Below are 21,855 nucleotides of genomic sequence, written 5' to 3'. Positions count from 1 at the left end.
ATCACAAAGCTTCAAGAAATAAATACCATTCACCTATAAATACTAATGGCTATTCTAAGCCAATTTTCATTTTCAGGCCTGCATTGAGCATCCATGGAGCAGATGGATTAAAGTATCGCTTTGCGGCAGCGTTTAAATCGTTACCCAATCCATAAGGGTTGTTCATTGATTGATTGATGGCAAGAAAAAAATCGGTATCCGTATTCGCAATTGTAAATTTATATCCAAGTTTTGCAATCAACAAATTGTATGAAGGCGCAAAAACCGTATTGGCATCATTTAAAGGAATTTTTCCTGTATAAGAGTAAGTGCAATTAAAGTAAATATCATTTGAAAAAACAAAATCGGCATTTGCAGATAAACCATAGGGCGTTGTTCCTGTAATTTTATTGCCGTCGTATTTTGTTATGCCTTGCTGGTAATGGGCAAATCGGGCATGAATATAATTATAGTTTACATTGAGTAAAATACTTTTTATCCAACCGTTTACTTTTATTACCGGCTGATAATTCACAGTAGCTTCCATTCCTTTTTGGCGGGTAGAGCCGGCATTTAAATAAAAATCACCACCGGATGAATCCCTGCGGCCTACAATGGTATTTTTAAGCCGGAAATAATACCCCGACATATTTAACCATAATTGATTATTGATGAGTGTTGCTTTAAACCCAAGTTCATAATTAATGGATTTTTCTGCTTTTAATGCTTTATTAAAGCGGTCGTCGCCGGCGTGTAGTTCATCAATACTGGGAGTTGAGTACCCTTTGCTTACCGATGCATAAATACGCACTGGTTCCAAAATTTTCATTAAAGAAATACGGGGAACCCATTGTGGCGAAAAATTACTCCCTTCTTTTGCAATTGGGTTGCTGGTAATTCTTTTATAACCCAAATAAAAATGATTAAAACTAAGTCCGGCCAACAATTGCCAGTTACCTTTAAACAAATAGGTTGCCTGTGTAAATATGTTGGCCTGCCATGACTGGATGTAATCATGATACTTCAAATTTGCTTTATTACCTGCATAGTTATCAAATACCGATGCGCTAAAAAAACCTTTTTGGATTTCTGCGCCAAAAACCCCGTCAAAATTTTTCCAGGTTTTAATAAAAATGGTTCTTGCGCCTGTACCCCTATCGTATTTATCTTCATAATTACGAATGGTGGGGTTTGCAAAGTCGGTATAAGAAACATAAATTCCTGTTGTGTTTTTAATTAGCCTGCTTATTTGCCACTCATGAGAAAATGCAGCATAAACAGTCTTTAAGTTTATAGAAGCTTTTTGGGTTTCGGCGCCCTGAAAAATTCCGGCAGCGGGCCTTGCCTGCCGGGGATTTGCAGTAAGTTCAGCCTCAGTTAAACCTCCCGGTGTTTCATAAAATAAATGGCTGATAAAAACCAGGCTGTTTAACTTTCTATTATTGCTTAAGTGAAAACTGCCGGTAAACAAAGCAACATCTCTTTTCATGGCAGAATGGTTCCTGTATCCATTTGCCTGCTGGTGAGCAATAGAAAATGTTGTGGTATTTTTTTTAGAAAGAATCACTTGGGCATTGCCCGAAAAAGTTCCATAACTGCCTGCAGATGCTGCAACCGATATAGAATTATTTTCGGTTAAAGATGGTGCCCCGGATTTTAATAAAACCGCACCTCCTGTACCTGCGCCATACATGCTGCCGGAAGGCCCTTTAATAATTTCTATGGAAGAAATTACAGCAGGCGCAACAGCATTAAAATTGGTGCTACCGCTTGCATCGGTAAAAGGCAACCCATTCCAGTAAACTTTTACGTTTCTAACTCCAAAAGTTGACCTCAACAAATTTCCCCTTATACCCAGGCGGTAACTTCCCGGGCTGCGTTCATCCATTTTAACGCCGGGTATATTATTTACAGATTGTAAGAGGTTGCCTGTACCCAAACGGATTATTTGTACCTGATGAATATTGCCAATTGGTGCTGCAATATTATTATTGTTTGCATTTCTTTCAAATGCCTGTACAAAAGCTTCATCCAATATTGCAGGATCTATTTGCAAAATGATGCGTGCCGGTAAACTATCTTTTACCTGTATCTTTTGCGTTACATAACCTATATGGCTCAACTGGATAAAAAAGGGCTTTGTTGGGTATTGAAATGAAAATTCGCCTGCATTATTTGCAAGCAGCATTGTTTTCTCTATACCAATATTAATGGAAACAGCAGGAATGGCTTTACCTGATTCATCAACTACTTTTCCCTGGAAAAAATATTGGGCCATTGCCCCTGCATGCACGAAAACCCATAAAAAGGCCAATAGGTATTTCATAAATACTATATTACAACTCGTAAACGCTTTGTGTGCCGGAATATTTTAGCTGCGTTGAATATGATGCAATTTTGCGTCAATAATAAATTCAATTGTCCGGTTTCTTAAAACCCATCACAGGCCAGTTAAACCAATAACAATGCATTTACAAGGTATACAAAAAACCTTTGCTGCCGCACTATTACAAACTAAAACGTAAGCCTGCATATGCATTAAAGCCCAATGTATTAAAGCCTGCGGTTTCATTGTATTTGCTGGCTGTAATGTTTCTCAGGTCTGCAAATAACTTACATTTGCTTTTGCAAAAAGCATATTCTGCATACACATCCCAAAGGGCATAGCTGCTTAGGGTAACATTTATTGTTTGAAATGTAGTATTATCAAAATAAGCATCTTTTCTTTTGTCAAACCAGGCCAGGTTTGTACTTACAAATAAATTTTTGTTTATGGTAAACCCTGCATTAAAGCCTATGCTGCTTTTGGGCCTGCGCAACAAATTAAAATAGCTGGTATCTTTTCCATTTAGCTTTGTATATATTTTACCATTTACATAGCTATAAAAGGCTTTAAAAGAAATGTGTTTTGATGGTTTATACAGCAACTCCAATTCTACACCATGGTCTTTTTGTTTATCCTGGTTAATATATTGCGATGCATAAGTGGAAGGATTGGTATAGAAAAACATCATATCCTTAATATTCCGTGAAAAGCCGGTTAACCTCCCGGAAAAATTATTGTCTTTTGAAAAATATTGAATGCCAAATTCTGATGTTGTGGCGGTTTCGGGTTTTAAATCTTTATTGCCAAATTCTGAAAACAACTGGTAGAGCGAAGGTGTGCGGTAAGCAGTTGAAAGGTTGGCAAAAAGTTTTACTGAATTATTTATGAGGTAAGATGGATTGATATTAAATACATCATTGGAGCCATATTTTGAATGAAAGTTGAGCCGGTTGCCTACCTCCAGGTTAAACCCTTTTTTGGTATTAAGATTTAAAGCGCTGTAAAGCCCGGTTTGGTTTTGCCTTAGGCTGTCTGAACCATACTTGCTGTGAAAAGGCCATCCACTTATTGAAATAAACTCCTGGTCGGAATTTGATGAACGAAAATCCACTCCTACCGTTAATTTAAATAAATTGCTGAGCGCTGTGGTTAAATAAATATCTGCAAAATGTTCTTTGCCCTCATAACTTCCTTTGGCGTATTTATCAAAACCATTTTGGCTTTTTATGGAATCATCAATATAAACCCTTTTTATAGTGCTGTAACTATAAAGTATATTCAGGTTGGCTTTTGAAAATTTCCATTCGTTTTTGAATCCTAATTGAAGGTTTTTTTGCTTATAGGTATAATCCAGCTCATCAATAAATGCGCCCTGGTCTAAATCGCCATGTATATCAGAGTAACGCAAGTAGGGTTGCAGCCTGATGTTTTTGGTAGCCTGTATACCCAGAGAAAATCTTGTACTGTTTTGGGTATATCCATCTTTATCTGCTCCGGTATTTGTACTTGCTGCTTCGTTAATACCTTTTGTAGAAAAGTATGAATGAGCTGCAGTGTAATCAATTGCACCGCTTTTTCCCCCAGCTTCTATATTTGCTTTAAAAGAATTATTACTGCCATAACTTATCAACCCGTTCGCTTCAATTTTTTTGGCAAATGATTTTTTTGTGATTATGTTGATTACGCCGGCCAGTGCATCGCTGCCATATAGAGTTGACTGGCTCCCTTTTACGATTTCTATACGCTCTATTTGATCTGCCGATAAATTACGCAAATCAAAATTACTGCCTATTCCGCTGGCATCGTAAACCGGCACACCATCAATGGTAATAAGGGTATACTGAATAGCTGCGCCAAGTAAATAAATACTTTTATCTTTTCCAAAATTACTATTGGCCCCGCCGATATATACACCGGTTTGTTCCATTAATATCTGCGACAAATCTTTTCCGCCATTTTTTTCCAGTTGTTCTTTGGTAATAATGGTAACCACTTTACCGGTAAGTGATGTTTTGTTGGGGTACTTGTTTGCCGTAATAACTACTTCGTCAAGTGAAGCGCTGTCCTGCTGAGCATGTGTACTGTTACTAAAAACAATAGCAGCCAGCACAAAAAATGTTTTTCTCATTTTAAAAAGTTTTGTGTGACTACTTTCGTGTAAGAGAGAAAATAAAAGAATGCCCTACATTCTTAAATCCCCAAGCCTTTCACCCGAAAGCATAGATATATTTATAAACTTGATTAGGCAGGTCTTCTGGCTTGCTCCATTGTTTGTGGCCTTCCCGTTCCTAATATGGGAACAGTGGCGAAGTAACAAACAACCTGTTAAGAGCCTACAGCTACGGGGATAGCATCAGCATTTGACTGATTTCCCTTTTCATCTTCTCATTTATGAGTAAGAACCTATTCGGTTGCAAAAGTAAGTGTAATTATTTATGGCAAAAAAGATTATTTGCTGCTCATCCTTACCACGGGCACAATCATCTCTTCAAGGCTTATGCCACCATGCTGAAACGTGTTTTTGTAATAATGTACAAAATGGTTGTAATTATTCGGATAGCAGAGAAAAAGGTCGCCTTTTGCAAAAATAAAAGACGAGTTTACGGTAGGTACCGGGAGGCCTGCATCTTTTGGATTGCGAAAAGCAAGCACATCTTTTTCATCGTAATTAAGGTTGCGCCCATGTTTATAGCGCAGGTTGGCGGTGGTTTGCTTATCGCCAATAACTTTTACCGGGGTTTTTACCCTTGTGCTGCCGTGGTCGGTTGCAATAATCAGGTTTATATTTTTATCGGCAATTTTTTTAAGCGCCTGATGCAATGGGCTATGTTCAAACCAACTCATAGTAATGCTCCTGTAGCTGGTTTCATCGCCTGCAAGCTCTTTAAGCACTTCCATTTCTGTACGGGCATGGCTGAGCATATCTACAAAATTGTACACGATTACATTAAAATCGTTTTGCAACAGGTTATGCATGTTCTCCACCAATTTTTGCCCATCGTTGTTGTTGGTAATTTTGGTATACGAAAACTTTATGTCTCCTAAACGGTTTCGTTTCAACTGCTCTTTTAAAAATTCTTCTTCATGCAGGTTTTTTCCGCCTTCTTCATCATCGTTTTTCCATTGGTTGCTAAAGTTTTTTTCAATATCAATAGGCAACATGCCGGCAAAAATGGCATTTCGGGCATACTGTGTTGCTGTAGGCAAAATGGCATAAAAAGTATCTTCATCCAATATGCGGAAACTTTCTGCAAAAATATGCTGAATGGCTTTCCACTGGTCAAAGCGCAAATTATCTATTAATACAAAAAATAATGGGGTGCCTTTTTCAAGGTGTGGCAATACTTTATACTTTAAAAGCGAATTGCTCATTATGGGGCCATCAACACTTTTTGGCGCCACCCAGGATGCATAGTTTTTTGAAATAAACTTAAAAAATTCTGTATTGGCTTCCTGCTTCTGGGTTTGAAAAACTTCCTGTAGTTCGGGGCTGTCACTTTTTTTCATTTCCAGTTCCCAGTACACGAGTTTTTTGTATAGTTCCATCCACTCGTTGTAATCGGGGTTATTGTTGAGCGCAATAAACAGGTTCCTGAACTCCTGCTGGTAGGCCGTTGTAGTTTTTTCTGCAACCAGCCTTTTATTATCAATAAGTTTTTTTAGGCTCAACCAAACCTGGTTTGGGTTTACAGGCTTTATCAGATAGTCGCTTATTTGGCTGCCAATGGCTTCATCCATCAGATTTTCGGCTTCGTTTTTGGTAATGAGCACCACGGGCATTGTATTGTTTAGTTCTTTAATTTGCTGCAAGGTTTGCAGGCCGGTAATGCCCGGCATGGTTTCATCCAGCAAAACCACATCTACTATATTATCTTTTACATATTCTACTGCGTCAAAGCCATTTGTTTTTACGGCTACTTCATAGCCTTTATTTTCTAAAAACATTATTTGAGATGTAAGGCTCTCTATTTCATCATCTACCCAAAGTATTTTTGCTACACTCATGTTTACAATATTTCTTACAAAAAAAAATTAAGATAAAATTACGTTCCGGGCAAATTACTACATTAGCCATTAGCTTTGTGCCAATTTAATTACATTTAACAAAATAAATTGCAGCAGCATGGCCTTTCATAAAATAATAAACGACCCGGTTTATGGCTTTATCACAATTGATGACCTGCTCATTTCCGATATTATTGCCCATCCCTTTTACCAACGCTTGCGGCGCATCCATCAAATGGCCATGGCCCATTTGGTATATCCCGGAGCTGTTCATACTCGTTTGCACCATTCCCTCGGTGCATACCACCTTATGCGTAATGCCTTAATAGAACTGGTAAGCAAAGGCATTGAAATAACACCCGAGGAACAACAGGCTGCAAAAATTGCCATATTGCTTCATGATGTAGGCCATGGCCCTTTTTCCCATGCGCTGGAACAGGTACTTACCGAAAACCTTCATCACGAAGAAATTTCCATACTTATCATAAAAGAACTGAACAAACAGTTTGATGGCAAGCTGCAAATGGCAATAGATATTTTTACCAATACCTACCCCAAAAAATTTTTGTACCAGCTCATCAGCGGCCAATTGGATGTAGACAGGATGGATTACCTGAACAGGGATAGTTTTTTTACCGGTGTGTATGAAGGCGTAATTGGCTACGACCGAATTTTAAAAATGCTCAGCATTCATAACGGTGAGCTGATGGTGGAGGAAAAAGGTATTTATTCCATTGAAAAATTTTTGCTGGCACGCAGGCTCATGTACTGGCAGGTTTATTTACACAAAACCGTTTTAAGTGCCGAGCAAATGCTGCAACGCATTATTAAAAGGGCAAAACTCATTGGCGCAGGGTGCCAGCAGCCGCTTCAAAGTTTTATCAACGGCCCTTTGCAGGATATTACCCTGGAGCAGTTTTGCAGTATAGACGATACCGACGTGCTCATGGCCATTAAAAGCTGGCGTTACCACCCCGATAAAGTTTTGGCTTTACTTTGCAATGGCATCATAGACCGCAAGCTTTTTAAAGTACGATATTTTCCCTATCCGGTTGCGGAAACCGATATTGAGCAAAAGCGTAATGATGTTATGAATTCTTTGGGCATAACTGCAGAAGATGCAGCATGGCTTGTATTTACCGGAGTGGCCGTGAGCCGTACCTATAACTTTGAAAACGAGCGCATTTATATTTTATTTAAAGATGGAACCGTAAAAGATATCAGCGAGGTAGACAATGCCCTCATTAATGAAAACCTGCGGCCGGAAGTTAAAAAACATTATTTTTGTTATATTCGTTTTTAACTTAACAAAGTTTATTTACCATCCAATGCAATTCAGCGCAGCAGAAATAGCCCAAATTATAAATGGGAAACTAGAAGGTAATACCAATAGTACTGTTGCGTCATTTGGTAAAATTGAAGAAGCTAATGAAGGGCAATTGTCGTTTTTAGCCAATCCCAAATACGAAGATTTTTTATACACCACAAAAGCCTCTGTAGTAATCATCAATAATTCTCTGCACCTAAAGCAACCGGTGGCAGCCACACTTATTCGGGTGCCTGATGCATACAGCGCTTTTGCCCTGCTATTAGATAAAGCACAGCAAATGAAAACCAGCCAGCTTTCCGGCATTCAGGATCCTGTATTTATGCACCCAACCGCTAAAATTGGTGAGAATGTTTACCTGGGAGCTTTTGTTTTTATTGGCGAAAATGCCATTGTGGGCAATAATGTAAAAATTTTTCCCGGCTGTTTTATTGGCAATAATGTAAGTATTGACGTAAACAGTATTATACATGCCGGTGTAAAAATATATCATGATACAATCATCGGAAAAAATGTATCAATACATGCCGGAACAGTAATTGGCAGCGATGGATTTGGATATGCGCCGCAGGCAGATGGCAACCTCAAAAAGGTACCGCAAATAGGCAATGTAATTATTGAAGACCATGTGGAAATTGGCGCAAACACTACTATTGACCGGGCAACAATTGGCAGCACTTATATTAGAACCGGTGTAAAATTAGACAACCTTTTGCAAATAGCCCACAATGTAGAAATAGGCAGCAATAGTGTAATAGCTGCTCAAACCGGCATTAGCGGCAGCACCAAAATAGGTAAAAATGTAATGATTGGCGGGCAGGCCGGAATTGTTGGCCACATTCAAATTGCTGATGGAAGCAAAATAAATGCACAAAGCGGCGTAAGCAAATCTTTAAAAGAACCCAACAGCGCAGTTACCGGTTCGCCTGCATTTGATTATACCTCTGCTTTGCGCTGCCAGGCAGTTTTTAGAAACTTACCCGAAATAGAAAAAAGATTGATAGAACTGGAAGAACTGGTAAAAAAATTATCGGGTAAAGAAAACACTTCATCGTAAATTATTAACCAAAAGTTTATTGCTTCAACAATTGCTGGCAACCGCAATTTTTGGGGTTTTTCACCCCATTTTACCAATCTCTAAATTTTAAAATATCTTTGCCAAAACCTTAAGAAAAGGAATGGATAGAAATTTTAACGCAGATAAACAGCACACACTAGCCAAAAGCATCAGTATTTCCGGCACTGGTTTACATACCGGTATTAATGTAGATATGACGCTAAAGCCCGCCAATGCAGGTTTTGGCTTCCAGTTTCAACGCATGGATTTACCCGGCAAACCCGTAATTAAAGCCGATTGCGACCTGGTAACCGATACCAGCCGTGGAACTACTTTAGAGCAGGGCGATACCAAAGTAAGCACCGTAGAACACTTATTAGCAGCACTTGTTGGAATGGGTGTAGATAATTGCCTGGTAGAAATTAACGGCCCCGAAATTCCAATAATTGACGGAAGCAGCAAACCTTTTACCGATATTATTGAAGAAACTGGCGTTGCCGAGCAGGAAGCCGCAAAAATATGGTACAGTATTGATACCAATATTTCTTTTTACGACGATGCCAAAAGAGTGGAAATGACAGCGCTGCCTGCTACCAGTTATCATTTAACCACACTTATTGATTTTAACAGCCCGGTTTTAGGTACGCAACACGCCAGCCTTAAGTTAATGGAAGATTTTAAAACAGAAATTGCACCATGCCGCACTTTTTGTTTTTTGCATGAACTGGAAATGTTGCTGGAGAACAACCTCGTTAAAGGTGGCGATATAAATAATGCAATTGTAGTGGTGGATAAACCGGTAACCGACGAAGAAATGAACCGCCTGGCCAAAGCTTTTGGCAGAAAAAAAGTGGAAGTTAAAAGCGAAGGATATTTAAACAACCTTGAGTTGCGCTTTCCCAACGAACCGGCAAGGCACAAACTTTTAGATGTTGTTGGCGACCTTGCCCTTATTGGCGTTCCCATAAAAGCTCATATTATTGCCAACCGCCCCGGCCATAGTAGTAATGTAAAATTTGCCCAAAAAATAAAGCAGTACATCAAAAAAAACAGGCACACTAAAGATATACCAGTGTACGACCCAAGCCAGCAACCCATTTTTACGCTGGAGCAAATTGAAAATACATTACCACACCGATTCCCTTTTTTATTGGTTGATAAAATTATTCAATTAAGCGACACCCAAATTGTTGGTATAAAAAATGTAACCTTTAACGAATATTTTTTCCAGGGCCATTTTCCCGGCAACCCGGTAATGCCCGGCGTTCTTCAAATTGAAGCATTGGCACAAACTGGCGGTATTTTATGCATCAACAGTATGCCCGAAGGCCAATACGATACTTATTTTTTAAAAGTAGATAACTGTAAGTTTAAACAAAAAGTGGTGCCCGGCGATACTATGATGCTTAAAATGGAACTTATTGAACCCATACGCAGGGGAATTTGTGTAATGAGAGGCAGCGTATATGTAGGCAATAAAGTCTGTACAGAAGGAGAATTTACGGCTCAGCTTGTAAAAAGAAACTAACCGATTAAACTAAAATTTCATAAAAAAATCAGAAATTAATAAAAATTTAGATATTATTTTCAAAAAAATAGTTTTTTTGCGTTTTGAAAATCTCTGCAAACCAAGCTTTAGTATAAATGATACATCCACATACTTACATTCATCCCAATGCAAAGTTGGCCACAAATGTAAAAGTAGACCCTTTTAGTGTAATCCACTCCAATGTAGAAATAAGCGAAGGCACATGGATAGGCAGCAATGTTACCATTATGGAAGGCGCAAGGATTGGTAAAAATTGCCGCATTTTTCCCGGCGCTGTAATTTCTGCCATTCCGCAGGATTTAAAATACGAAGGTGAAACCACTACTGTAGAAATTGGTGACAACACTACTATCAGGGAATTTGTAACCATCAACCGGGGCAGTAAAGAAAAGTGGAAAACCAAGGTCGGCAGCAACTGCCTTATTATGGCTTATAGCCATATTGCACACGATTGTGAAGTAGGCGACTATTGCATCATGAGCAATAATACCCAAATGGCCGGCCATGTGGTAATGGGCGACCACTCAATACTTGCCGGCATGTGCGCCATACACCAGTTTGTAAAAATTGGGCAACATGCTTTTATAGCAGGAGGTTCATTGGTAAGTAAAGATGTGCCGCCCTATATTAAAGCAGGCCGCACCCCATTGAGTTATGCCGGTGTAAATTCTGTGGGCCTTAAGCGTCGTGGATTTACCGTAAACCGCATTAACCAAATACTGGATGTGTACCGCATAATTTATAATCGTGGCCTCAATACCACACAGGCGCTGCATTACATTGAAGAAGAATTGTCTGCAACTGATGAAAGGGATGAAATTGTAACTTTTATACAGGAAAGCGGCCGCGGTATTATTAAAAAATACGGTAAAGGCTCAATTGATGAAGAATAACCCCGGCTTTGCTACTACAGCGCCTCATTTAAAAATAAACCTGGTAAATACCGGTAAACGCTTCAACAGGGAATGGATTTTTAGAAAATTAAATTGTGTTTTTGAAACAGGTTCTTCCTATGCGATAACCGGCAATAACGGCTCGGGAAAAAGCACTTTGCTGCAAATAATTTCCAGCGCAATTTTACATAGCGAAGGAGAAGTTATTTATACCCAAAACGAAAATATTGTACCTGAAGAAAAAATACATTCACATTTTTCCCTTGCAGCGCCTTACCTGGAGCTGATAGAAGAAATGACGGCTTTGGAATTATTAAAATTCCATCAATCCTTTATACCACTTACTTTACCTGCCAATGAAATATTGCAAACCGTTGGCTTATCCTCATCTGCACAAAAACAAATACGCTACTACAGCAGTGGCATGAAACAAAGGTTAAAACTGGGCACTGCCTTTTTTAGCAACACAGCAGTTTTACTGCTCGATGAACCTACCAGCAACCTCGATGCAAATGGCATTTCACTGTATCATCAACTCATAGAAAAACACAGTGCCGGCAGAATGGTAATTATTAGCAGCAACGATAAAGCAGAATACGAATTTTGTAATACCGTATTAACAATGGAAAATTTTAAGGAGGGAGTTGTAGCTCCGTCTCAATTCTAAATTCTCCATACTTAGTACTGAGTTTTTAGTATTGAGTATTAAGACTGCTATAGAAGTTTTAATTGCATCGTTACAAAAGTAAATTACCTTCTGCTCGCTATCAATAAATTCAAATCGGTGAATTTTATGTCAAATTTTTCACTCAGATAAAAATTGGTAAGAGCGCCTTTAAACATATATATACCGCTGCGTATATTGAGCTGGTGCCAAATGAGGTTATCTACGCCGCCGGCCTCTGCTGTTTCCAGCAACAAACTCATAAGTACATTGCTAATGGCCTGAGAAGCAGTACGGGCAAAGCCACTGGGTATATTGGGTACACAGTAATGAATTACGTCGTATTTTCTAAACACCGGTTTTTTGTGCGTAGTAACCATGCTGGTTTCAAAGCAGCCGCCGTGGTCAATGCTCACATCTACAATTACACTACCGGGTCGCATATCGCTTACCATTTCTTCACTTACTACCATGGGTGTTTGCCCGCCATCGGCGCTCAATGCGCCTACGGCAACATCGCAGGTTTTTAATTGCTTGGCAAGTATTTTGGGTTCTATTACACTTGTCCAAAGCCTTACGCCTATATTATTTTGCATGCGCTTTAGGCGATAAATACTGTTATCAAAAACCTTTACACTAGCGCCCATAGCCAATGCCGTTCTGGCTGCATATTCCCCTACAATACCTGCACCAATAATAATTACTTTGGTTGGCGGTATGCCACTGATGCCTCCCAGCAAAACACCTTTGCCGTTATTGGCATTGCTAAGGTATTGCCCGGCAATAAGTATTACGGCGCTTCCGGCAATTTCGCTCATGCTGCGTACAATGGGGTTATGGCCGCTGCCGTCTTTTAGGTTTTCAAAACTTAGTGCAGTAATTTTTTTAGCCATCATTTTTTCAATGATGGATTTTTTCATTACCGACACGTGTATGGGGGAAATGATGTATTGATTTTGTTTCAGCAGCTCACATTCTTCTTCGCTCACCGGTGCGCTTTTTACAATTACATCGGCATTAAACACTTCTTTTTTATCGTACACAATTTTGGCGCCTGCATCACTATAGTTTTTATCGCTAAAATTTGCTCCATCGCCTGCCTTGGTTTCCATTACCACATCATGGCCATTGGCCACAATTACACCCACGGCTTCCGGCGAAAGGGCAATCCGGTTTTCGTTAAAGGAATCTTCCCTGGGGATGCCGATAAATAATTTCTCCTCTTTGGGTTTAACGTCAAGCATTTCTTCCAAAGTTTCGTAAGTAAGCGATGGAGATACAAATGGTTTTGAAGTGGCCATAGTATAATCTATAGTATGCTTGCCTGTGTGCAGCAATGTTGATACATTCTTTTACTTAAGGCAAGTATGTTAAGGCATGAATGGTTTGTTGAGACTTACAATTTACAATTTTATTTTGAGCTTTCGCTGATTATTTTCTAATGTTTCCAAATAGCAGTGCACCGTATTTTCGGGCAAAATGCCTGTGGCCCTTTGCGGCCATTCTACAAAGCATAAATTTCCACAGTACAGGCAATCTTCCACCCCTGCATTTATGGCTTCCTGCTCATTTTGCAACCGATATAAATCAATATGAAAAATAATTTCCCCCCAATGGGTTTTGTATTCATTTATTATGGAAAAAGTTGGGCTACCCATTGTGCCTGTTACGCCTTTTGCATGGCATACTGCCTGTATAAATGTGGTTTTGCCGGCACCCATTTGCCCATGAAAAGCAAATAGCTTTTGGCCTTTTGATATTTGTAAAAATTGTATTACCGCTTCCTCAATGTTTTCCAGCGAAAAAATTACATCCATGATGCAAAGATAAATACCGGTTTTAGAAAAAACTTAGGAATACTATTGGGTAATTTTGCAATATGGAAAAAATAGACTGGAAAGTTGACGGTATGACCTGCAGCAATTGCGCTTTAAGTGTAACCAAATACCTTAAAAACGAAGGGATGCAGGATGTAAAGGTGAACCCAATAAGCGGTGCGGTAAGTTTTACCAGCAATGAAACAGATGTGTTGCCCAAACTCAAAACAGGAATAAAATCGCTGGGCTATAAAGTGGTGAATGAAAGCGAAAATGAATCCCAGGGCCATCATCACAGCCACGAAAGCAACAGCTCTTTTTTAGGCAGCAGCAAGAAAAAATTTCTTTTTTGCCTGCCTTTTACACTTGTACTTATGCTGCACATGCTGGATAAATGGTGGCATATCCACTGGCTCATGAACCCCTGGATACAACTGGCACTATGCCTCCCGGTATTTATTACAGGCATGGTTGCTTTTGGAAAAAGCGCCTATAAAAGCGTTACTATTGGGGTGCCCAATATGGATGTACTCATTACCATTGGCGCCATTGCATCTTTTGTTTACAGCCTTACCGGCGCTATACTTAACCTGGGCCACGACTATTTGTTTTTTGAAACTACGGCATCCATTATTACGCTGGTTTTAATGGGAAACTATTTAGAAGAAACCACTATTCAATCTACACAAAAAGCAGTAAAATCCTTGGCCAAATCACAAAAAGTAATGGCCAATATGATAGCTTTTGACAGCGAGCATAAGGAGCAGGTTTTTCAGGTAGAAAACAGCGCATTAAGAACCGGCGACCTTGTACTCATAAAAGCAGGCGAGCAAGTACCTGCAGATTGTAAAATACTTTGGGGCGAAGGCACCGTAAACGAGGCCATACTTACCGGCGAAAGCCTGCCGGAAAGCAGGCAAAAAAAAGACCTGCTTATCGGCGGCAGCCTCCTGGAAACAGGAACCGTAAAAGCACAGGTAACTGCTTCGGGAAAAGATACGGTGATGGCCGGCATTGTAAGAATGATGGAAGATGCACAGGCCGAAAAACCTCCTATGCAAAAACTGGCCGATAAGATTAGCGCTGTTTTTGTACCACTCATTTTGGGCATAGCGGTTTTAACTTTTTTGGTAAACTTTTTTACTTTTGATAAAACCGCAGGCGTAGCACTTATGCGTTCCGTTGCGGTATTGGTAATATCCTGCCCCTGTGCAATGGGCCTGGCTACACCGGCTGCCATAGCGGTAGGTTTAGGAAGGGCAGCTAAAAACGGTATGCTTTTTAAAAATGCCTCGGCACTGGAAACTTTTAAAACCATTAAACAAATTGTATTTGATAAAACCGGCACATTAACCACCGGTAATTTTGTAATAGCCGGTTTTAAAAGCGAAGTTGATGATGGCCAATTTAAAACCTTGCTGTACGCATTGGAAAAATACTCCAACCACCCATTGGGAAAATCTATTGCAGCACAATGGAAAACCAACGAAGAAATAAAATGGAAAAGCGTTGAAGAAATAAAAGGGCTTGGCATTAAAGCCACCGATGCAGAAGGCAATATTTACCAGGCAGGCTCTTTTAATATTTTGCCCAAAAACTTTACCGATACAAACCATAATATTTTTGTAACAAAAAACGATGCATTTATTGGCTGGATTGACCTTGAAGATGAAATAAGGCCCGAAGCTGCAACAGTGATTAACTGGCTAAAACAAAAGCAGCTAAAAACCATTTTGCTTAGTGGCGACAGGAAGGAAAAATGCGAAGCGCTTGCACAAAAATTAGGTATTGAAGATGTGTATGCCGAATACAGCCCACAACAAAAATTAGATAAAATTGCTGCCTTAAATAAAGAAGCGCCAACGGCAATGGTAGGCGATGGCGTAAATGATGCACCGGCATTGGCAAAAGCTACTTTAGGTATATCATTGAGTGATGCTTCGCACTTAGCCATGCAAAGCGCCGATGTAATTTTAATGAATAGCGGATTAAAAAATCTGCCTTATGCATTGGGCCTGGGCAAGCAAACTTTTACCACCATTAAGCAAAACCTGTTTTGGGCATTTGCGTATAATATAGTAGCCATTCCTATTGCATTTTTTGGCCTGCTTACACCCACATTTGCCGCACTGGCAATGGGCTTTAGCGATGTAGTGCTTATTTTAAACTCGGTAAGGTTGTTTGTGAAAAAAGTAGTTTAAGATTTTTTAGTATAGGTATATTGTGCTACTGATATTTAGATGAAATCTTTAAAATATTAATAGTAGTTTCAGTATGTAGTTAAAAGTAAAATTTTATAAAATACCTAATTCCGGGTATTGCCTGGCAATAGCTTTTGCCTTTATATTTGTATAAATAAGTTTTTAACCTTAAACCTGCTGTTTTTTGAAAAGTAAATTAATTTCCCCCCCCCGCTCCGCTTTTTTTAGCCGTATTGGCAATTTTGTGCTTTCTTCAACTTAACTGCAAAAAAGAAGATTTTTACAAGGCCAAGCCTAATGTAGCAAATAAATTCTTTGCAGTACCTTCAGGAACAAATGCCTCTGTTGCAAGAGTAATGAATGAAATTAAAAAACGAAATGAACGCAAAGAATTTGTAAACAAATTTGCTACCCAAAACGGTTATCCTGTTTGGAATAAAGTATTAATGGGCACTTCCCAAAAGCAGTATGCCCATGCAAGCCTTGCAGGCAATAGCCTCGATGGCGTTACCGATACCACTATTTTAATACCCTTTGTAATGGAAGGCGAGTTTAGCGTAAAAGGTTTTATATGTGCAACGCTCAACGATAGCGTAAGCCTTAGCTATTCCCTTGCCAAAGATTATAAAGCTTACGAAGAAAAATTAGATAATTCAAAAACCGCATCTTCGGCATTTGCCATGCTGAGTATGGCATTAAATAAAATAGTGTTCAATGAAGAGTATTATAAAATAACCAACCCAAAAATTTTAAGTACCGATACGGCTCATATAGCAACGCAAAAAATTAAACTTAATGAAATAAATTTTTCAATTACAGATAGTGCAAATATGAGATACCTAATCTTATGTAGTTCATTTACACAAACGCAAGCGGTTTGCGGCACTCCGGGGGCTGCTGTATGTAGTGACGAAGATGGATGTGATGCAGGATCTTGCCCAACAAATTCATGCCATTTGGTTACAACCACAACAAATATTTGTACTGGTATAGATTATCCCGATATACTTGGCTCAACAGGAGGCGGCTCAACGGGTGAAGGCAGCGGAAGCAATGGCGGTGGGCCAATACCTTATGTTTACCCCTGCGAAACCACACAAAACAACCCAGCTCCTTTTACCGCAACCAATAATATAGAAGACCCCGGAGATTGCCCCGAACCTACAGAAGGTGATGGGTGGATACCGTGGGACGATAATACAGACTTTGATTTTTTTCTGGCAACTCTTACTCCTGCACAAAACGAATTTTGGGGTAATACTGCAAATGCTCAGTTTGTACAAATTTTTTCAAGCTATTTAACCGAACATAGCTTTTCAACTGAAGCTAAAGATTTTATCCGATGGGCAATTGATTTTCTCATTAACAACCCAAGTACAACTATAGAAGAATTTCAAAATTGGTTTATGAATCCTGCCATTGATAACACCATCGTACTTGAGGCCTTAAAGTATTTAGCAGAAACCAATTATACATTTCTTACCTACACAGTAGATAACTATCCTGGCAAAGATGATCTAATGCCATATGAGTGGTGGCAAGATGAAAACTGGATAAGAGATAACATTACAATTGATGATTTAAACCCCGATGAACAGCCAAATGCTACTGAAATAATGTTATTTTGTATCTTTAGGGCAGAAGCCGTTTTTCATATAAAAAATTCAACAAATGCTTTAAATACAGCTCAACAACTTGTGACAAACGGAACATTTACAAGAATTCACAATGGAAAAGGAGATGCATTTAGACATACATTTTGGAATGCATTAGATGCTTCTGATTTTGGAAAATCAATAACTTTGCTATTTACGAGTGCTCATGAAGTTGGCTCCACCAATAATTCACTTGAAATCCTAATGGATTTACACAACAATACTGCAGGTGCTCATCTTGGTCAAAATTACAGTATTACAACCTCAAGTAGCGTTATTCAAGCTTCAGTAATTAGTGCTATGCAGAATACAAGCAATATATCGTATTTATTCCCTTTGGCCGACCATGATGGAAATAACATTTTATCGAATACCGTAACTAAGTCAACTAATCAATAACGAATGATTTATTATAGTTTAAAGTTTGCGATGTCTTTTTTTGCCTTATGTGCTATAATCTCATGCAAAGCGCAAATAGAGGTTGAATTAAAGATAAACAATTTTTCGGCATATAAAATTGACTCAATTGTTTCGACCGATAAAGGGTTGAATAAAGTACTATTTCAACAAAATATTGAGCCCAATCAATCTACTACAATCAAACTTACTTTTGATAAATCCGAACTCTGGTATCAAGGGGCATTTAATATCACTGTTTACACCACTCACAGAATCTGGACAGGTAGTTGGGGCTTTCATGATATGGGGTATATTAATTCCTATGAAACTATTAATGTTTATGATAACGGACTTTCCTATGGGAAAGTCCGTTTGATAAAACCGGAAGAATTTACGGTGTTTCTCTACAATCAAGATAAGACAAGGAAAATTGATTCTATCGCATCATCAGTAAATATAAAAGAGGTAAAAGAGAATTCACCAAGGAGCAGAGAGATTATTTTTTATTTTGATAAGCTAAAGAGAAAACCGGAGTTTGCTGTTTGGATTTCTGGAAAGAAGTACCAACCCTATATAGAGTATGATTTTGAGGATTGGAATAACAACCGAGAATTTCTTTACTTCTATGATGGCCAATTCACCAGAAAATCACTCAACTCTGGCACACCGTTAGAATTTCGCATATCATTTATAAAACCAAAAGACTTAGAAATTTTAAAAATTGAAGATTCATGCCATTGTCTAACAGGTATTTATTCCTACCAAGGTGGGTTTACAAATCTCATTTTTGATTACGACCAATTCAGAAAAAAACCAATATTTGAAATAAAAACTAATGCAAAAAACTTTTTCTTTGATTTGAGTTCCATAAATTTTACATTTATCTATGATGGAAAAGTGAACTTCAAAATTCAGGAAATAGTGGAGTTAGAAAGGTGATAAAGCTAATGCCCAAACTGGCACAAGATATCCTCCTGTGGCGGATCACTTGTGAAATAAATTTAAAGCCAGTCTGTGACCGGTAGTATTAATTTCATGTATTTTTCGCCGCTGTTGGTATTGCGTGCAGGCAATGAAGCCCAGGTGAGCGACCAACAGTTAACCACTTAGGAAAAACTATTTTTGATATTCTTACCCATGCCTTTTTTTGTTGGTGATTTTGCAAATGCAAAATGCAACACGCAACACCAACAAAGACGGAAATTCTAAAAATACCTAATTCCGGGTATTGCCTGGCAATAGCTTTTGCCTTTATATTTGTGTACATAAGTTTTTAACCTTAAACCTGCTGTTTTATGAAAAGTAAATTAATTAATTCTCCTCCCACTTTTTTTAGCCGTATTGGCAATTTTGTGCTTTCTTCAACTTAACTGCAAAAAAGAAGATTTTTACAAGGCCAAGCCTAATGTAGCAAATAAATTCTTTGCAGTACCTTCAGGCACAAATGCCTCTGTTGCAAGAGTGATTAATGAAATTAAACGGCGTAATAATGTGAAAGAATTTATTTCAAAATTTGCCACAACTAATGGCTACCCTGTTTGGAATAAAGTATTGATGGGCACATCCCAAAAGCAGTATGCCCATGCAAGCCTTGCAGGCAATAGCCTCGATGGCGTTACCGATACCACTATTTTAATACCTTTTGTAATGGAAGGCGAGTTTAGCGTTAAAGGTTTTATATGTGCAACGCTCAACGATAGCGTAAGCCTTAGCTATTCACTTGCCAAAGATTATAAAGCTTACGAAGAAAAATTAGATAATTCAAAAACCGCATCTTCGGCATTTGCCATGCTGAGTATGGCATTAAATAAAATAGTGTTCAATGAAGAGTATTATAAAATAACCAACCCAAAAATTTTAAGTACCGATACGGCTCATATAGCAACGCAAAAATTAAACTTAATGAAATAAATTTTTCAATTACAGATAGTGCAAATATGAGATACCTAATCTTATGTAGTTCATTTACACAAACGCAAGCGGTTTGCGGCACTCCGGGGGCTGCAGTATGTAGTGACGAAGATGGATGTGATGCAGGATCTTGCCCAACAAATTCATGTCATTTGGTTACAACTACAACAAATATTTGTACTGGTATAGATTATCCCGATATACTTGGCTCAACAGGAGGCGGCTCAACGGGTGAAGGCGGCGGAAGCAATGGCGGTGGGCCAATACCTTATGTTTACCCCTGCGAAACCACACAAAACAACCCAGCTCCTTTTACAGCAACCAATAATATAGAAGACCCCGGAGATTGCCCTGTACCCGGCCCGGGTGATGGATGGTTGCCGTGGGAAGGAGAGGATGATTTTCCCGTTTTTAATGACAATGCTCCTCCTCCTTTTATTTGGACTTTTTCAAATGATGACGGCACAACGTTCACTGACCCTAATCCATTAGAGGGGCCTGACTTTTACTTTAATCCAGCAGATGATTATGAAACTCGTTATCCCCGATTTACAACACTGGTAAAAAACTTGAAGACATTTGTAAAAGAAAACCCAGAAGTATTGAATGCCTTACAGGCTTATTCTGGTTTTTCTAAGCAACAAATCCTTGAGCATCTTACATATGGCCAAGGCCCAACAATAAAGGTTGAAGAAATGGGGGGGCGGTTTGGGTATTATGATAAAAATAATGGAATTAATACTTTGCATGTCAGAGCTAGTTATGTTAGAGGTCTTGAACAATCGTATTTCGAAAGTACGAAAAAAGCAACAGCCTTTTTATTAGCTGTAACAATTCTCCATGAGTATATACATTTAGGAACTACCCACAATAACAAAAGTGAAGGTGTTTATGATTTTGGATATGGTTTTGAAATGGATGCTTTTAATGTAATTGTTGATGATCAGAATGCCGAAAATGTCGTAATTAAATATAGCAAATATTTTTAGTATATGAAATACCCATTAATTATAATTTTACTGTGCCTTTTGGTAGGGTGCCAATCTAAATCATCAGGTTTATTTTATGAAATTGTCAACAGTAATTTTATAAACTTTACTGATACCACGGCCTACCATTATGGTACATTTTTTCCTGCCCCAAAGGACACTCCTCGTTATACATCATCTTCTAAAGAAGAATTTAAAGTGCTAGTTGATACTTTTTTTATCAATAGTGACAAACCAGTAAGGTCATTAATCGTTGAACTTGGCAATAAGGGATTAACTGAATTTATTGATGTAGTAAAAAAACCACAAGATAACAAGCAGTACACAACTATTAATTTAGAAAAGGTAAGCAACACAGGAAGATATTCATTAACCGGGACAGCTAATGTTGATATAATTGATAATGATTTTGTAGGGGCTATAAGTTTTGGGAAACCTTATGTTTTAAAGAAAAAAGCAATAATTATTGCTTCCATTGCATCATCTCCAAAAGCGGGTAGGATGGTCGCTTTTTTATTGGAAAACAAACAGGATAATTGGATAATCCAAGACAAAATTGTATTAGAAAGGTGGTAGAAGATTAATATTTTATTAGAACCAAAGGAAGAATGAAGATAAAAAAACCTTCACATGGAAGGCTACGTATGCGTTCATGGCACACGAATGCTTTGGTGGAAAGTATCCTTACTTCTGTCTTCGTTTCGTGTGCCACGAACCGAGAAGTAAAACAACCCAACTCCATTTACCGCAACCAATAATATAGAAGACCCCGGAGATTGCCCCGAACCGGGAGAAGGCGATGGATGGATACCGTGGGACGATAATACAGACTTTGATTTTTTTATGGCAACTCACACTTCTTTTCTGTCCCATTTTACTATATAAAAGAAGTTTCATTTCATAGATGCGTAAAACTTTTGGTTTTACTAACCCCAATTCAATACCTGGGGAATACTTAAACACCAATAACCTACATTATGAATCAAATGATATAGGAATTACTGGCGCTAATTTTCTAACGCTATTAACTACCGAAACAGTAGAGAATTAGACGCCATAGCTGTTTCATTGTATCGTAAATAC

At 38.5% G+C, this 21,855-nt stretch carries 17 protein-coding genes and 1 riboswitch; of the genes, 11 read left to right on the top strand and 6 right to left on the bottom strand.

Annotation, left to right across the window (positions count from 1 at the left end; all coding sequences use genetic code 11):
* Positions 1-49: 49 nt before the first annotated feature.
* From IPO46_08205 to IPO46_08195, 3 genes are all read right to left on the bottom strand, one after another.
* The gene (locus IPO46_08205; GenBank protein QQS62114.1) at positions 50-2,305 is read right to left on the bottom strand and encodes a TonB-dependent receptor; all 2,256 of its coding nucleotides are present in this window, start codon (positions 2,303-2,305) and stop codon (positions 50-52) included.
* Between the two features lie 181 nt (positions 2,306-2,486).
* Entirely contained in the window at positions 2,487-4,433 is a 1,947-nt protein-coding gene (locus IPO46_08200) for a TonB-dependent receptor (GenBank protein ID QQS62113.1), read from the bottom strand.
* A gap of 98 nt (positions 4,434-4,531) precedes the next feature.
* A riboswitch (cobalamin riboswitch) is annotated at positions 4,532-4,727 on the bottom strand.
* A 26-nt stretch (positions 4,728-4,753) separates the two neighbouring features.
* Entirely contained in the window at positions 4,754-6,310 is a 1,557-nt protein-coding gene (locus tag IPO46_08195; protein ID QQS62112.1) for a PglZ domain-containing protein, read from the bottom strand.
* 118 nt (positions 6,311-6,428) lie between these two features.
* Here IPO46_08195 and IPO46_08190 point away from each other — a divergent pair, with 118 nt between their 5' ends.
* From IPO46_08190 to IPO46_08170, 5 genes are all read left to right on the top strand, one after another.
* Positions 6,429-7,613, top strand: a complete 1,185-nt coding sequence (locus tag IPO46_08190) for an HD domain-containing protein (protein ID QQS62111.1) — start codon at positions 6,429-6,431, stop codon at positions 7,611-7,613.
* A 25-nt stretch (positions 7,614-7,638) separates the two neighbouring features.
* On the top strand, positions 7,639-8,694 hold the full coding sequence (gene lpxD, locus IPO46_08185) for a UDP-3-O-(3-hydroxymyristoyl)glucosamine N-acyltransferase (protein ID QQS62110.1): 1,056 nt from the start codon (positions 7,639-7,641) through the stop codon (positions 8,692-8,694).
* 121 nt (positions 8,695-8,815) lie between these two features.
* Positions 8,816-10,222, top strand: coding sequence for a bifunctional UDP-3-O-[3-hydroxymyristoyl] N-acetylglucosamine deacetylase/3-hydroxyacyl-ACP dehydratase (locus IPO46_08180; protein ID QQS62109.1), 1,407 nt, complete (start codon positions 8,816-8,818; stop codon positions 10,220-10,222).
* Positions 10,223-10,338: 116 nt separating this feature from the next.
* A complete protein-coding gene (gene lpxA, locus IPO46_08175) occupies positions 10,339-11,136 on the top strand; it encodes an acyl-ACP--UDP-N-acetylglucosamine O-acyltransferase (protein ID QQS62108.1) in 798 nt (265 codons plus the stop codon).
* On the top strand, positions 11,126-11,803 hold the full coding sequence (locus tag IPO46_08170) for an ATP-binding cassette domain-containing protein (protein ID QQS62107.1): 678 nt from the start codon (positions 11,126-11,128) through the stop codon (positions 11,801-11,803). Before lpxA ends, IPO46_08170 begins: the two co-directional genes overlap by 11 nt.
* Positions 11,804-11,886: 83 nt before the next feature.
* On the opposite strand, the gene IPO46_08165 is transcribed toward IPO46_08170, so the two are convergent.
* Together IPO46_08165 and tsaE are read right to left on the bottom strand one after the other, a co-directional pair.
* Entirely contained in the window at positions 11,887-13,101 is a 1,215-nt protein-coding gene (locus IPO46_08165) for an alanine dehydrogenase (GenBank protein QQS62106.1), read from the bottom strand.
* A gap of 102 nt (positions 13,102-13,203) precedes the next feature.
* A complete protein-coding gene (gene tsaE / locus IPO46_08160; GenBank protein ID QQS62105.1) occupies positions 13,204-13,617 on the bottom strand; it encodes a tRNA (adenosine(37)-N6)-threonylcarbamoyltransferase complex ATPase subunit type 1 TsaE in 414 nt (137 codons plus the stop codon).
* A gap of 62 nt (positions 13,618-13,679) precedes the next feature.
* On the opposite strand from tsaE, the gene cadA reads away from it, so the two are divergent.
* The 3 genes from cadA to IPO46_08145 all read left to right on the top strand — a co-directional run bounded on the left by cadA (position 13,680) and on the right by IPO46_08145 (position 18,811).
* On the top strand, positions 13,680-15,818 hold the full coding sequence (cadA, locus tag IPO46_08155) for a cadmium-translocating P-type ATPase (protein ID QQS62104.1): 2,139 nt from the start codon (positions 13,680-13,682) through the stop codon (positions 15,816-15,818).
* A 233-nt stretch (positions 15,819-16,051) separates the two neighbouring features.
* Positions 16,052-17,872 carry a hypothetical protein gene (locus tag IPO46_08150; protein ID QQS62103.1) on the top strand — a complete coding sequence of 607 codons (1,821 nt, stop codon included), beginning with the start codon at positions 16,052-16,054 and terminating at the stop codon, positions 17,870-17,872.
* A 30-nt stretch (positions 17,873-17,902) separates the two neighbouring features.
* Positions 17,903-18,811, top strand: coding sequence for a hypothetical protein (locus IPO46_08145; protein ID QQS62102.1), 909 nt, complete (start codon positions 17,903-17,905; stop codon positions 18,809-18,811).
* 94 nt (positions 18,812-18,905) lie between these two features.
* On the opposite strand, the gene IPO46_08140 is transcribed toward IPO46_08145, so the two are convergent.
* The gene (locus tag IPO46_08140; protein QQS62101.1) at positions 18,906-19,139 is read right to left on the bottom strand and encodes a hypothetical protein; all 234 of its coding nucleotides are present in this window, start codon (positions 19,137-19,139) and stop codon (positions 18,906-18,908) included.
* A 224-nt stretch (positions 19,140-19,363) separates the two neighbouring features.
* Between IPO46_08140 and IPO46_08135 the strand changes: the two genes are divergently transcribed.
* From IPO46_08135 to IPO46_08125, 3 genes are read left to right on the top strand one after another with little or no spacing between them, the layout of a single operon-like run.
* Positions 19,364-19,783, top strand: a complete 420-nt coding sequence (locus IPO46_08135) for a hypothetical protein (protein QQS62100.1) — start codon at positions 19,364-19,366, stop codon at positions 19,781-19,783.
* A gap of 26 nt (positions 19,784-19,809) precedes the next feature.
* On the top strand, positions 19,810-20,772 hold the full coding sequence (locus IPO46_08130; protein QQS62099.1) for a hypothetical protein: 963 nt from the start codon (positions 19,810-19,812) through the stop codon (positions 20,770-20,772).
* Positions 20,773-20,775: 3 nt separating this feature from the next.
* Entirely contained in the window at positions 20,776-21,348 is a 573-nt protein-coding gene (locus IPO46_08125; protein ID QQS62098.1) for a hypothetical protein, read from the top strand.
* Positions 21,349-21,855: the final 507 nt, after the last annotated feature.

The sequence above is a fragment of the Chitinophagaceae bacterium genome, from assembly GCA_016699815.1.
Taxonomy (GTDB): domain Bacteria; phylum Bacteroidota; class Bacteroidia; order Chitinophagales; family Chitinophagaceae; genus Ferruginibacter.
Note: the sequence above shows the minus strand (reverse complement) of the source record. Positions and strands in the feature narration are given on the sequence as shown.